This is a genomic window from Photobacterium sp. GSS17 (genome assembly GCF_028621875.1).
Classification (GTDB): Bacteria; Pseudomonadota; Gammaproteobacteria; order Enterobacterales; family Vibrionaceae; genus Photobacterium; species Photobacterium ganghwense.
The window spans coordinates 1478937-1493943 of the sequence record NZ_CP117518.1; the positions used below are offsets into that span (position 1 = coordinate 1478937).

The window sequence follows — 15007 nt, forward strand, 5'->3', positions numbered from 1 at the left end:
CTGGCTGGTTTATTTTTTTTTGGGGGGGGGTAATTTTATGTGCAAAGAACTCTTTGGCATTGAGCTTTGGGCGATAAAAATACCGCGGTGTAAAACTCAGAGAATCCTAGAGTCATGAAGGGTGTGAGGAATAGTGAGGAATGACAAACAAGGAATAAACAGTAAATCATTAAACAGCAGGAAATAAGCCGCGTGGCAAAAACAGTGAGGAGAACATCATCGATATCCCCCTCACTCTGTGACTCAGGCGATCAGCTGGTCACTTCTTTCATCGGACGGGATTCAACCCTTACCCCTTCAGCAAATTCTCCGCGACTCAGCTTATCCCGTAAAATGGCATGCTGATCTTCTGTGAAGGTGTAACGCGACATGATAAAAATGCGTATCAGTGCGCCCAACGCCGGTAACAGCGCAATACAGAAGAACAAGCCGTTTAATGCCGTCTCTGTCTGCTGAGCATTGGGCACATAGTTAATCATCGTCAGCACAATACCGGTTAACCCGCCTGCTACCGCCACCGACAGCTTACCGGTGAAGGTTTGTCCCGAGAAAGTAATGGCCGCCGTGCGCTTCCCGCTGTGGTAGTAAGAATATTCAACAGTGTCGGCAATCATGGCGGAGATCAGCGGGTTCGTCATCATGAAGATGGCGGTGATCACAGACAGCCAGACCATCACGACCGTTGGATTATCGAAGCCTGACAGATAGAAACCGATCCGCGCTACAATCTCCAGAACACACAAAGCGATAAAAATATCCCGCTTTCTGAAACGCTTGGTCAGCATCGGTGTCGCCAGACAGGCAATCGCGCTGACCAGAGTGATCGTACCTATTAGGGAAACCAGTCCGGCATCACCCAGGTTGTAGGTAAAGAAGAAGACATACAGCCCGTTGACCATGTTAAAGAACACGTTCATGAAGAAGGCGGCCAAAATGATAAACAACGGTTTGTTCTTGCGAACCGCCTGGAAAGTCTGCTTGAGGGTGACTTTTTCGCAACCGGATGTTTTGACCCTTTCTCGGGTATTGTAAAAACCATTCAGCATAAACAGCAGCCCCGCCAGCATCAGGACAAGCACTGCCGGAAGATAGCCCTGATCAGTACGACCATCGGCAAAATAGGCACTCAGCTTAGGAAAAATCACCAGTGTCGCGCCAATCCCGGCATTCACCCCCAGCATGGCACAGGTCGCCGCTTTGGCACGCTCCTGCGGTTCATCGGTCATGACTGCGGACATTGACCAGAATGGCACATCCGAGATGGTGTATAAGGTTCCCCATAAAATATAGGTAATACCGGCATACATCACCTTGGTCGAGGTATCGGCATCAATATTGTAAAACGATGCGACCGTCACCAACACAATCAGGAAAGGCGTAAACAGCATGTAGGGGCGGAATTTGCCAAAGCGTGATTCCAGCGTATCCATGTAACCGGCGATTAGCGGATCATTGACCGCATCCCACACCCGGGCAATCAGGAAAATGGTACTGGCGGCAATCGGCGATATGCCGAGAATATCGGTGTAAAAATACAGAATAAAGGAGCCGACCAGGCCAAAGCTGAAGCATTGACCGACGCCATATCCAAAATAGGACATCAGCTCCCGGTGGGTCAGTGTATTGGGTACAGTTGTCATCTTCACGTCTCTGTTTTGTGCATTATATTTTGTCAGCCAGCCCGTTACGCAGGACCGGCTCACACCCTGTTATTCCACTTCTGCGAGTGTTTTTATCAATGTCACTTCCGATTCGTCATAAGGCTGCCCGTTTTCGTCCAGCAAATCGTGGAACCAGCAACGGGCATAATTACTGTCATTACGCTTAATTTCAGGCCACGGCAGGTGCGTTTGTGTTTTCCCTTTCACCAGCCCCCACTGATAGCAGCCAATCCCCATATCTTTGAAAAGCGGGAGCTGTTCATGCAGGTGAGACTCCGCATGACGCGCGAGCCACTCAGTGCACATCATCGGGCGCTGATACGCTTTCACGACATCGACCGCCCGATGGAACAGGTCCAGCGGCAGATAGGCATGAAACGTGATGATGTCTGACAGCTCCATGGCACGGCGATCAGTCGGATGTTCGTAGACCGGCAGCTGACGATCCAAAATACTCGGGGCATGCCACGCACCGACGGTCAGCGGTTGAGTCGGGTTGATATCTCGTGCCCACTCGAAGGCTTTTTCCATCAGCGCATGGCTGAAGCGTTCCATTTCTTCATCGAATGCCACCTCACCGTCGGTGGTAAAAATCATCCGGTTGGTTGGCTCGTTATAGAGATCCCAAATAACGATGCGAGAATCGTTCTGGTAGACCGAAATAATGTCCCGGACGTAGTGCTCCACTTCATCCCAACGTGCCATATCCATCACAATATTCCGGCCAGGGCTGGCGGCGGCCTGACTGTTGTGCAACTCCGGTACCGGGGCTTTCTGTTCTCCCAGATACGGATGGTCTCCGGAAAAACCGCAGTCATCCATCAGGGTCAGCATCACTTTGATCTGGTTGCGTTCACAGATATCGAGGAAATGATCAATGCGCTGATGGAGTCCATCCCGGTCAACCTGCCAGACAATAAAAGGTAAATTGGTACGCAGTGTGTTGTAGCCCACCTCCGATGCCCAACGCAGTTCCTGCTCCATAACAGCCGGGTCGAAACTGTCGGCTTGCCACATTTCCGTCCAGTTCACGGCCGTACGCGGTAAGTAATTAAATCCTCTCAGCCAACCATGCTGAGCCTGCCATTGCCATGCGCGTTCTTCAGACCACTTTTGCATTTCATTACCTCTTTCACGATGCGATCAAACGAATGAACCAGCCAATAAATATATTAGCTAATAATATTAGCTAATATATTTATTAACCCGCTGACCACCAGTGTCAAAGAAGCGGCTTGTGCGATCAGTCACATTGATCAGCCACCATAAAGATCAATCTGTGATCCTTATCAGACAGGATTCAGAACAGTAAGGAAGCAAGACGGGGAGAGAGTGCAATCTGTACCACAATTAGCTAATATCTTTAGTCAAGATATTACCCAGTACCGTCATCATGAACAGAAACAAGAAAGTCACCATGAGTGACATTGCGACCGAGGCGGGCGTGTCTCAGTCAACCGTGTCGCTCGTACTCAATCATTCGCAGTCAGTCAAAATTGCAGAGGCTACCAAACAACGAGTGTTGCAGGCCGCGAAGACACTCGGTTACCAAAACAAGAAAGTTGCCCACGCAATGGGACGGCCGAAGAAAATTGCTTTTGTCCTCAACGGGCTCACCAGCTACGACCCTTTCATCGATGCCATTAATGGTGCACGGGAAGAAGCCTGGGAGAATGATTATGTACTGGTCACCTTTAACTACAGCCATGATGAAGTGCTGGCGTCTCAGATCGAATCCGAAGTGAACAGTGGCGATTATGCCGGGCTTATCTATGCCTCCAGTATGACCCGGCACCTTGAACACCAGCGGGTACAGGCCACGATTCCGACGGTCTTGCTGAACTGCGTGAGTGAGAATCATGACACCACACCGGCTATTCTGCCGGCCGATATGATCGGGGCTTACAAAGCCGTGCAGCACTTGACCCATCAGGGTTACCGGAAAATCGCGATGCTGGCCGGTGAAAGTTGGATGCAGGCGGCGATACAGCGCATCGACGGCTACCGTCAGGCGCTGATTGATGCTGACATCATGCCCAACGCACGTTATATACGGGAAGCGAACTGGTCGTTGAAAGAAGCGTACGAGCAGACAATCGAGCTGCTTGAGCTGGATACCCCGCCTGAGGCTATTTTCTGCAGCAGTGATTACATGGCCATGGGATGCTATCAGGCCATTGCAGAAAAAGGACTGAAAATTCCGACAGATATTGCAGTGGTGGGTTATGACAACCAGCAAATAGCTTCTGAGAGTTTTCCGGCGTTATCCACCGTCGAACTCCCTTATGCCGACATGGGCAAACAGGCGGTGGAAACGCTGCTGGCGCTGCTCAATCAACAGCCCATTCTGTCGCAAAGACGAAAAGTGGAAGGCGAGCTTATCATCCGCCGCTCTTCACAGCGGCCGACGGCCACGCCCTCAAAATCTGATTAAATCAAATGCCCGGCGTAAGCGTTCACTTACACCGGGCATTTCTGTATTTTGTAACGACTCACTTTCGGCGACTAAGCTTCAGCGACTAAACTTCAGCGGCTCAACTGCGGCGGCTCAACTTCAGCAGCTCAACCGCAACGACTAATAGATAAATCGGTAGACGGTACGGTGCTGATAAGGTTCACCCGCAAGCAAAATACCGCTGCAACTGCCCCATTCCGGATGGTTAGGTCCGTCCGGCAGGTACTGCGTTTCCAGCGCCAATCCGTCATGTTGCTGATACTCATAATGCTGAACGGCCATGTTCTCTTTGTCAGTCTCAATATCGTCCTCTAAATCAGCTGCTGCAGCGTCATGCACCGCCGCGCTGTTCTGAGGAAGCGCTCCCGGCGTGCCCGCCAAAAAGTTGCCAGCGTAAAACTGCACAGCCGGTTTTGTCGTCGCCATCTGCATAGTCACTCGCTGATCCGGTGAAATCAGCGTAGCGACAACAGCCTGACCATCGCAGCGCGTGGCATCAAACAGCCAGGCATGATCATACCCGCCAGCGGTGACCTGATCCGGCTCTGAGAGAAAATCCCGTCCGATGGTTTTCCGCTGCGTGAAATCAAAACTGGTTCCCTGAACCGCCAGATGCGCTCCCGTGGGGATCAAATCAGGTCGTGTCGGCAGGTAATAGCTGGCGTGCAATTGCAGCTCATGATCCAGACTTTTAGCCCCAGAGCCCGCTCCGGCCAAATTGAAATAAGCATGGTTGGTCAGGTTGACGGGACAATCCTGATCGCCTTCAGCCTGATAAGAAATCTCTACTGCATTGTCGTCGGTCAGGCGGTAGGTAACGGCGACCTCAAGATTACCGGGATACCCCTGATCACCGTTTTCGGAATACAACCGGAACGTCACGGCTTGCGCGCTCAGCCCGGTAATATCCCAACGCCGCTTATCGAATCCGAACTGCCCACCATGCAGTGAATTCCCCCCTTCATTGGCGCTGATCCTGAACAGCACACCGTTCAGACGAAACTGGCTGCCGCCGATACGGTTCGCATAACGGCCGACAATCGCACCAAAGTAGGCACTCTGCTGCAAGTGCGCCGCCATGTCCGGCGAGCGAAGCAGCACTTCTCGGCACTCGCCATTGACGGGCAGCGTGCAGCTCAGCCAAGTCGCCCCGATATCCATCAGTGACACGGTCATGCCGTTTGGGTTCGTGAGATGAACCACCCGGGCAGGTTGCCCGTCAGCGGCAGGCGAGCGGGTCATCGCTTGCTCCACGGCAACCAGATAGCTTGAGGCCGTGGTGAATTCAGAGGCCGAGTCGCAAGTTGAGCCTGACGTCAATAAAGATGTTGATAATGAAACCTGCATCGCGTTACTCCTGTGCCGCTGCCACTGAATCAGAGGCGGATACATGCGCCGTATCAGCCGCGGATTCAAGGTTCACACATTCCCCTGCGCCATTTTTAGCCTGGCAGACATACACGGAAGCCTTCAGGCCAGTTTCTTGCGGGTAGCGAGTGCTAACTGCAGCTATCACGTCATCCACCCGCGCCGGCGGCATCAACGCAACCACACAGCCGCCAAAACCGCCGCCTGTCATACGCACACCGCCCTCTTCACCAATCACGGCTTTAACAATGTCGACCAGGGCGTCAATTTCCTTCACTGTGATCTCAAAATCATCACGCATAGACGCGTGAGACTCCGCCATCAGTTGCGCCATGCGAACCCGGTCGCCATGACTCAGAGCCTGCGCCGCTTCGAGCGTACGGGCATTTTCCGTGATCACGTGTCGCGCCCGTTTGACCACCAGCGGATCCACCTCTGCTTGCGCCGCTTTCTGAGACTCAAGCCACGCCTCAAACTGCGCAAGAGAAACATCGCGCAGGGCTTTCACTCCGAAAATCTTGGCGGCGGCCTCGCACTGTGCCCGGCGAGTGTTGTATTCACTGTCGACCAGTCCGCGTTGTTTGTTGGAGTTAATGATCACCACCGCCATGTCTTCCGGCATTGGAACCGGTGTGGTTTCCAGGCTGCGACAGTCAATCAGAAGGGCATGATTGTCCTGCCCTTCCGCCGAGATCAGCTGATCCATAATGCCGCAGTTACACCCCACAAATTCGTTTTCAGCCTGCTGGCCATTGAGCGCTATCTCAGCTTGGCTGATCTCAAGGTTATACAGCACTTTGAAGGTCTGGCCGATCACCACTTCGAGCGCCGCAGAGGAACTCAACCCTGCTCCTTGCGGCACATTTCCGCTGACCGCGATATCGACACCGCCAAGCTGAAAACCACGTCCCAGCAGGCATTTGACTACGCCACGGATATAGTTCGCCCACATTTTTTCAGGCTGAAAGGAAATATCCTGAGTCAGGTCAAATTCATCCGTGTCGTTTCCATAGTCAACCGCCACCACCCGAACCCGGTTGTCATCGCGTTTGGCTGCGGCCACAACGGTCTGGTAATTGATCGCGCAAGGAAGCACAAAACCGTCATTATAATCAGTATGCTCACCAATCAGGTTGACCCGCCCCGGCGCCTGCACCCAATGTGTAGGGGCATAACCCAGAACCTGAGAAAACGCGTTATTTACTGTGTGAATAAGATCAGTCATACAAAAATTCTCTGCTACATCGTCGTAAAATCTGACGGGCTGAAATCAAAAAATGCGTTAAAACAGCAATGCTTAAAAACAAAAGTGCTTTACATCAAAAGCATGAATAACAAGAGTGCGGTCGTTTAGCGGTTATCCGCATCAACGGCCTTGTAATGCACATCGGACACATCTCGCAATCGCTGGGCGGCCTGCTCGGCCGTCAGATCACGCTGAGTTTCAGCCAGCATCTCGTAGCCCACCATAAATTTTCTGATCGTTGCACTGCGTAGCAACGGCGGATAAAACAGGGCATGCAACTGCCAGTGGTCTGTGTTGTACGTATTCGGCTTGCCTTCCGGGCCATTGGCTTCAAAAAACGGGGCATAATGCCACCCCATGGAATACGGAAAAGCACACTGAAATAAGTTGTCATAACGGCTGGTCAGTTTCTTGAGTGCCAGAGCCAGATCATCACGCTGTGCGGCATTCAGCTCACTCATGCGGCGAATGTGCGTTTTAGGCAGTAACAGGGTTTCAAATGGCCAGGCAGCCCAATACGGTACCACCGCCAGCCAGTACTCCGTTTCGACCACAGTCCGGGCGCCGTCCTGCATTTCGGCCTGAACATAATCAAGCAGCAGGTTGGTGCCGTGTGCCTGATAGTACGTTTTCAGGTTATGGTCTTTACGCTCAATTTCGTTCGGCAGAAAACTGTTTGCCCAGATTTGACCGTGCGGGTGAGGTTGAGAGCAGCCCATCGCCTCCCCTTTATTTTCAAACGCCTGTACCCAAACATACTCTTTACCCAGCTCTTCAATCTGGGTATCCCAGGTATCAATCACGCCACGCAGGCTTTCCAGTGACAGTTCCGGCAGGGTCTTGCTGTGATCGGGTGAAAAACAGATAACCCGGCTCAGGCCGCGTACCCCTTGTGTCTTAAACAGCGGATTGTCGGATGGCGGAGCATCCGGCGAGTCCGTCATCAGGGCGGCAAAGTCGTTGTTAAACACATAGGTTCCGGCATAGTCCGGATTCACATCCCCCGATACCCGGGTATTGGTTGGGCACAGAAAACAGCCGCTATCGTAAGCCGGTAGCGCTTCTGTGGACGCTTTTTCATCCTGACCGCTCCAGGGACGTTTGGCCCGGTGAGGGGAGACCAGCACCCATTGCCCGGTCAGCGGGTTATAGCGACGATGCGGATGATCAACAGGGTTAAACTCAGTGTGTGTCATTTCGGGTTTCTCTCAGGCTAGGCGATTCAATAAAGAGCTGGGAAGCCAATTCATCAGGAAAAAACGGCAAAGAAATCGGTCAGTACCCTTGTGGGTTCTGTGACTGCCAGTGCCAGATATCTGCCGCCATCTGGGCTACCGTCCGGGTGGCCTTCCAGCCCAGTTCACGTTCGGCTTTGCCTGTATCTGCCCAGCACTCTGCGATATCCCCAGGACGACGCGGACAGATTTCGTAGGGAATCGGCTGCTGCGAAGCAAGGCGAAATGCCTCGACCATCTCCAGCACGCTGGATCCTTTCCCCGTGCCAAGGTTGTAGATATGCAAACCGGGTTGCTGGCCGACAACTTTGAGTGCGGCGAGATGACCATCAGCCAGATCCATCACATGGATGTAATCCCGCACCCCGGTTCCGTCTGGGGTCGGGTAGTCGTTGCCAAAAATCGACAGGTGATCCCGACGCCCGACCGCCACCTGCGCAATAAACGGCATCAGGTTATTTGGGATACCCTGCGGATCTTCTCCCATCGTGCCAGAGGCGTGCGCGCCAACCGGGTTGAAATAGCGCAGCAATGTAATGCTCCAGTCATTTTCGGCGGCATACAGATCCGACAGGCACTGCTCGACCATATATTTACTGCGCCCATACGGGTTCGTGGTTGCGCCGGTCGGTGAATCTTCGGTGATCGGAACACTATCAGGATCGCCGTATACCGTCGCTGATGAGCTGAAGACCAGCGATTTCACCCCGGCTTTTCGCATGCTGCGCGCCAGCACCAACGTGCCGTTTACATTGTTGTCGTAGTATTCCAGTGGCTTAATCACCGACTCTCCCACCGCTTTCAGTCCGGCAAAGTGAATCACCGCTTGAATGTCGTGAGCTGCAAACACCGAATCCAGAAAAGCCTCGTCCCGGATATCACCCAAATGAAAATCAGGTTGGATACCTGTCAGCGCTTCAATCCGTGCCAGCACCTCAGCTTTTGCATTACTCAGGTTATCGACGATCACTGGCGTTATCGCCGCTTCCGCTAACTGCACACATGTGTGGCTGCCGATATACCCCATGCCGCCGGTCACTAATACTTTCACGCCTCACCTCTTCCGATTGCCGTTTATTCGCGATATGACAAAAGTCTAGCAAGCCGTTATAGGATCGATCCGTGATCAAACACGCAGAGTGTAAACGTTTCCACAAATTCCATCAAATGTCATCACTAAGCCATCAGAGATCATCGCTTTAGTGAAAGAAGTGCATTATCCCAGAGCAACCGTTCGCCTGAAGCGGTACGCTAACCACAAGGACTACCAGGCCATACCCGACGACGGACGACGACCTCCGGCCACACACAGCGGCATTTTGCGGTCAGTTTCCACCGGTTTACTAAAAAATCGTGCATCCGGGATCGGATTGTTTACAATGGGGACGGTAGATTCATGACGACTTCCGATAAGAAGCTTGCCAACAGGAAAGAGTAACAATGGCAACACTGAAAGATATTGCGACTGAGGCGGGGGTATCGCTGGCCACCGTTTCCAGGGTGCTCAATGACGATCCCACCCTGAATGTCAAAGCAGAAACCAAGCACCGTATTTTCGAAATTGCTGAAAAACTGGAATACAAAACCATCAGCGCCAAGAAAAATGTGCAAGGCAAACACCAGCAGCACCACTTTCTGGCCATTTACCATTACCCGCAAGCTGCGGAAGTGAATGATCCGTACTACCTGTCTATCCGCCACGGTATTGAAACCCAGTGCGACAAACTGGGGATCACCCTGACAAACTGTTATGACGGGGTAATGGATAACGCGCCGCACAAGGTGTCAGGCGTTCTCCTAATCGGCAGAAACAAACCTGCCGTCCTCAAACAAGCCAAGAAGCTAACCGACAATATCTGTTTTATTGATTGCACGGATCTCGACGGCATTTACGACTCCGTCGATATTGACCTGGCGCGTATCAGCAAAGAAATCACCGACTTTTTTATCGCACAAGGCTATGACCGAATTGGCTTTATTGGTGGCGAAGATGCGCCAAACACCCCAGATATTCGGGAAATAGCATTTGCTGAGTACGGTGTGCTGAAAGGGGTGGTCAGCCCAGACGATATTTATCGCGGTGATTTTTCCAGTGCCTCTGGTTACGATCTGGCAAAAACCATGCTGGAGAAAGGACACTGGCCGCAAGCGCTGTTTATCGCTTCCGACTCGATTGCCATCGGCGTGTTGCGTGCAATTCACGAGCACGGTCTGGCGATTCCCGACGATATTGCGCTGATTAGCGTCAATGATATCCCGACCGCCAAGTTTACCTACCCTTCCCTCTCAACAGTGCGTATCCACTCCGAGATGATGGGAATTCAGGGGGTCAATCTGCTTGTCGAGAAAAACCGTGATGGCCGGACATTACCCTTGCAGGTCTATGTGCCGAGCCAGCTGAAACTGCGCGATACCACACGTCAGTAAACCAATACGGTAAGTGATTAAGGCGTACCCTGTACGCCTTTAAACACGCCTGAACAAACTACAAAGACACCATGTAACGAATTGATAAAATTCGTATTTATACGATCTTCCGCGCCCTTTTAATGCCCCTTTTTCTGCTGACATCACGGTGCGTTACCTGACCGTTCGCCTTATCATTCAACTCTCCACTTACTGTTTGCTCATCTTGTCGCTCAACTTGCCGCCCACCTCGTCACTCGGTTTATTGCACTAGCTGTTGTTGCGTTGAGCGCTTAGCCGCGCCTGTTTTTCGGTTTTTCAAGGGGCGTAAAACAAGGCAGCGTCTGAACAGTACCGAAGGACAACTGCACCAAAAAACCAACAGCCCGGTTTTTCTTTAACCGGATCACACCCTCTCGATAAATCACTCATTAAATCGTGATCAAGTTAAAGTAAAACGTTTTCACTAATTCTATTTAGTAAAAGTTTTACTAATATATTTTCCAGGACGCCTGATCAAAGCTCCCGGCAGGAATGCCTGTCTTTTAACAGCCCAATGACATCCATACCAATAACAACACCTAGCCATACCGTAGGCATAATAATCAGGAGGCCACGTGAACAACTGGGAAAACTTCCATTTACTGCATGAGAACCGAATAGCACCTCGCGCCTATTTCTTCTCGTATGATTCGCAGGACACTGCCCGTACCTTTCAGCGCGAGCTGAGTCAGCGCTTTATTTCATTAAGCGGTCAGTGGCAATTCCGCTATTTCTCCCACCCGCTGCTGGTACCGGAAGATTTCTATTCTCAGGAGATGGAAAACTGGGGCCACATCACCGTTCCTAACATGTGGCAAATGGAAGGCCACGGACACCTGCAGTACACCGATGAAGGTTTCCCGTTTCCGATCGATGTCCCGTTCGTCCCGTCCGATAACCCGACCGGTGCCTACCAGCGTACTTTTACCCTCGATAGCAACTGGCAGGGCCAGCAGACCATTATCAAATTCGATGGGGTGGAAACCTACTTTGAAGTGTATGTAAACGGTCGTTATGTCGGCTTCAGTAAAGGCAGCCGCCTGACCGCCGAGTTTGATATTTCTGACTTTGTAACGATCGGTGACAACCTGCTGTCCGTGCGGGTCATGCAATGGGCAGACTCTACCTACATTGAAGATCAGGACATGTGGTGGACAGCTGGGATCTTCCGAGATGTCTACCTGATCGGTAAACATCCCGTCCATATTCAGGATTTTTTTGTTCGTACCGATTTTGCCGACGATTACCAGAGTGCCACTCTCAGCTGTGCATTGACGCTTGAAAGTCTGCTCGCCGAACCAACGACCGGCTACACCCTGAATTATGCCCTGTTTGACCAGCAGCATTGCCTGGCTGAAGGCAACCTCAACAACGTGTGTCCGACACCTCATGGCCATGCTCAGTTTAAGATCGCAGTGGAAAACCCAACCCACTGGAGCGCTGAAACCCCTTACCTGTACCACCTGCTACTGACCCTGAAAGATCCTCAGGGCAATGTGCTGGAAATCGTGCCTCTACGCGTGGGCTTTCGAGATATCAAAGTGCGTGATGGCCTGTTTTACGTCAATAACCACTATGTGATGCTGCACGGGGTAAACCGACACGACAACGACCACCGCAAAGGCCGTGCTGTCGGCATGGACCGGGTCGAGAAAGATCTGATCCTGATGAAACAACACAACATCAATTCTGTCCGAACCGCGCACTACCCGAACGATCCCCGTTTTTATGAACTGTGTGATATTTACGGGCTGTTTGTGATGGCCGAAACCGATGTGGAAACGCACGGCTTTGCCAACATCGGCGATCTCAGTCGGATCACCGACGATCCCGAGTGGGAAGCCGTATTCGTCGATCGCGCCGTACGTCATGTTCATGCCCAAAAGAACCACCCGTCGATCATCATGTGGTCACTGGGCAATGAATCGGGCTATGGCTGTAATATCCGCGCCATGTACCATGCCACTAAAGCCATTGATGACACCCGTTTGGTGCATTACGAAGAAGACCGCGATGCCGAGGTCGTTGACGTGATTTCCACCATGTACTCCCGGGTTCAGCAAATGAACTACTTTGGCGAATACCCGCATCACAAACCGCGTATTATCTGCGAGTACGCCCATGCTATGGGCAACGGGCCTGGCGGACTGGCTGAATACCAGAACGTGTTTTACCGCCATGACCACATTCAAGGGCACTACGTTTGGGAATGGTGCGATCACGGCATTCTGGCCTGTGATGAAAATGGCAAAGAGTACTATCGCTACGGCGGTGACTATGGGGATTACCCTAACAACTACAACTTCTGCATGGACGGGCTGGTGTATCCGGATCAGACACCAGGGCCGGGTCTGAAAGAATACAAGCAGGTTATTGCGCCGGTTAAAATCCGCGTGAAAGACATTCGCCGGGGCATCTTTACGGTAGAGAACAAATTCTGGTTCTCGACTTTAGATGATCACACCATCACGGCCGAAATCCGCGCCGAAGGCGAGACGCTGAAAACGTTCAGTTTCAAAGTGGAAGCCTTGGCAGCGAATAGCAGCCGCGACATTACCCTGCCGGAACTGGCAGAAGATGCCATGGTTGTGCTCAATAGCCAGTCCCTGCTGATGACTGGCCAAGTAAGCAATTCGGGTGACAGCGGTTCGAAAAGCAGCAACGGGGAGAAGCCCTATTTACAGAATAGCTGGCTGGATGAGCGCGAAGCATTCATTAACTTCACCATTCGTAAAGACAGCCGCACCCGCTACAGCGAGCCCAACCATCCTGTCGCGGTTTACCAGTTCCCGCTGAAAGCCAGCACCGCGCCACGCAAAACACTCTGTCAGCCAGCACAAACAGGGCTTCAGGTTACGCACAATCGCCTTACCGTCGAGATCACCGGTCAGCACTTTGCACTGTGCTTCTCCAAGCTCAACGGCAAACTGACTTCATGGATTGTCAATGGGGAGCAGCTTATTGCTGCAGAGCCAAAACTGCATTTCTTCAAGCCGATGATCGATAACCACAAGCAGGAATACGAAGGGCTGTGGCACCCGGCACATCTGCAGATCATGCAGGAGCATTTCCGCACTCTGGATGTCGTTCAGCACGATGATAGCGTCATCGTGGCGGTCACCAGCATTATTGCCCCACCGGTCTTTGATTTCGGTATGCGCTGTACCTATCGCTACCAAATCACGGCGGCAGGTCAGCTCAATCTCGAACTGAGTGGAGAAAAATACGGTGACTATCCGCATGTGATTCCAGCCATCGGTCTGGATCTGGGCATCAGTCGCCAGTTTGATCAGGTGCAGTATTACGGTCGCGGTCCGGAAGAAAACTATCCCGACAGCCGCCAGGCAAACCTGATTGATGTGTACCAGAGCACGGTTGCTGGTTTATTTGAAAACTACCCGTTCCCGCAAAACAACGGTAACCGTCAGGACGTGCGCTGGGCCGCGCTTACTGACCGCCATGGCAGCGGATTACTGGTTAAACCCCAGCAGCCTATTCACCTCAGTGCCTGGCTGTATACCAGCGAGAAACTTCATCAGGCACAGCATACCCATGAATTGCAGGAAAGTGGCTTTATTACCCTGAATATTGACCACAAAGTGCTGGGCTTAGGCTCGAACTCCTGGGGCAGCGAGGTGCTGGACTCATACCGGGTCTACCTTGAGGATTTCCGATTCGGTCTGACGCTTGCTCCTGTTAATACCGGCAATTGCCGTGCTCAAAACCTGGCGGCGTTCGACTTCGGCCGTGACTTTTTCACTGCCATCGATGTACCGCCGCAGGGTAAATCCGGCAGCGATACACGCTCAGTTCAGAAATCGCAGCTCACTGCTGCCACCGTGGAGGCATAACCATGATCGTTTTAGACAACCTGACGCAATTTCAGGCCATCTACCACAAAGGCCGGAAATGGCAACGCTGCCTGGAAGCCATCGCCAACAGCCACCAGCTTCGTCCGGGCGTTATGCACTCGGTGGGCGATTCACTGGTGTACATGGTTCAGGAAAGTGCCGAGCCGGTATCAGACGCTTTTCTGGGTCACCGCCGCTATCTGGATGTGCATTACTACCTGAGTGGCAGTGAAACCTTTGAAGTTGCGGATAAATCAGCGTTAAGGACGCTTGAAGCCTATCAGGATGAAACCGATCGCGAATGGCTGGCTTGTGATGGAGAGAAAGGCGAAACAGATGAAAAACCTGAAATGCGCCATGTCAGCGCCGGACAAATCGCCATTTTCGATAACACCAAAGCTTACCGATTCTGTGGCGCATCTGAGGGGCATCCGGTACGGAAAGTCGTCCTCAAAGTCACCATTGAAGACGGCTATTTCCTGAATAAATAACAAGTTCTGAGATACCAGCAACACCGAAAGCTATCGCTACTGAATATCGCTACTGAATATTGCTACTGAAATATAGCACCTGAACTGTAGCACCTGAACCGTAGCGATTTAACCGTAGTGATTTAACCGAAAAGCACCCGGCGCGGCATCTGCCTCGGTGGTCCGGGAACGAAACAAAAAAACAGAGAGGGACAGGTATCACAGTTACCCAGTTCCTCCTTCCCTACAATACCGACGTGATTCACTGGAGAA

Annotated in this window: 9 protein-coding genes and 1 pseudogene; 4 read left to right on the forward strand and 6 right to left on the reverse strand. The window is 52.0% G+C overall.

Annotated elements, in window-relative coordinates:
* Positions 1 to 251: 251 nt before the first annotated feature.
* A complete protein-coding gene (locus PGW97_RS23055; RefSeq protein ID WP_443147144.1) occupies positions 252 to 1601 on the reverse strand; it encodes an MFS transporter in 1350 nt (449 codons plus the stop codon).
* Between the two features lie 108 nt (positions 1602 to 1709).
* Positions 1710 to 2780 carry a cellulase family glycosylhydrolase gene (locus tag PGW97_RS23060; RefSeq protein ID WP_273859958.1) on the reverse strand — a complete coding sequence of 357 codons (1071 nt, stop codon included), beginning with the start codon at positions 2778 to 2780 and terminating at the stop codon, positions 1710 to 1712.
* Positions 2781 to 3054: 274 nt separating this feature from the next.
* Between PGW97_RS23060 and PGW97_RS23065 the strand changes: the two genes are divergently transcribed.
* Positions 3055 to 4095: a LacI family DNA-binding transcriptional regulator gene (locus PGW97_RS23065; RefSeq protein WP_273859959.1), complete on the forward strand. Its 1041-nt coding sequence runs from the start codon at positions 3055 to 3057 to the stop codon at positions 4093 to 4095.
* A gap of 141 nt (positions 4096 to 4236) precedes the next feature.
* Here the strand turns inward: PGW97_RS23065 and PGW97_RS23070 are convergent, their stop codons facing one another.
* The 4 genes and pseudogenes from PGW97_RS23070 to galE all read right to left on the reverse strand — a co-directional run bounded on the left by PGW97_RS23070 (position 4237) and on the right by galE (position 9016).
* The gene (locus PGW97_RS23070; protein WP_273860648.1) at positions 4237 to 5358 is read right to left on the reverse strand and encodes a galactose-1-epimerase; all 1122 of its coding nucleotides are present in this window, start codon (positions 5356 to 5358) and stop codon (positions 4237 to 4239) included.
* A gap of 187 nt (positions 5359 to 5545) precedes the next feature.
* Positions 5546 to 6709: pseudogene (gene galK / locus PGW97_RS23075) on the reverse strand (galactokinase); the annotation flags it as partial.
* Between the two features lie 125 nt (positions 6710 to 6834).
* Entirely contained in the window at positions 6835 to 7926 is a 1092-nt protein-coding gene (locus PGW97_RS23080) for a UDP-glucose--hexose-1-phosphate uridylyltransferase (protein ID WP_273859960.1), read from the reverse strand.
* Positions 7927 to 8005: 79 nt separating this feature from the next.
* Positions 8006 to 9016: a UDP-glucose 4-epimerase GalE gene (gene galE, locus PGW97_RS23085; RefSeq protein WP_273859961.1), complete on the reverse strand. Its 1011-nt coding sequence runs from the start codon at positions 9014 to 9016 to the stop codon at positions 8006 to 8008.
* A 389-nt stretch (positions 9017 to 9405) separates the two neighbouring features.
* Here galE and ebgR point away from each other — a divergent pair, with 389 nt between their 5' ends.
* The 3 genes from ebgR (at position 9406) to PGW97_RS23100 (ending at position 14755) form a co-directional block, all read left to right on the forward strand.
* A complete protein-coding gene (ebgR, locus tag PGW97_RS23090; RefSeq protein WP_047886259.1) occupies positions 9406 to 10392 on the forward strand; it encodes a transcriptional regulator EbgR in 987 nt (328 codons plus the stop codon).
* 596 nt (positions 10393 to 10988) lie between these two features.
* Positions 10989 to 14264 (forward strand): beta-galactosidase subunit alpha, encoded by a 3276-nt coding sequence (locus tag PGW97_RS23095; RefSeq protein ID WP_273859962.1) that lies wholly within the window; start codon positions 10989 to 10991, stop codon positions 14262 to 14264.
* Positions 14265 to 14266: 2 nt separating this feature from the next.
* Positions 14267 to 14755 (forward strand): beta-galactosidase subunit beta, encoded by a 489-nt coding sequence (locus PGW97_RS23100; RefSeq protein WP_207103855.1) that lies wholly within the window; start codon positions 14267 to 14269, stop codon positions 14753 to 14755.
* Positions 14756 to 15007 lie beyond the last annotated feature (252 nt).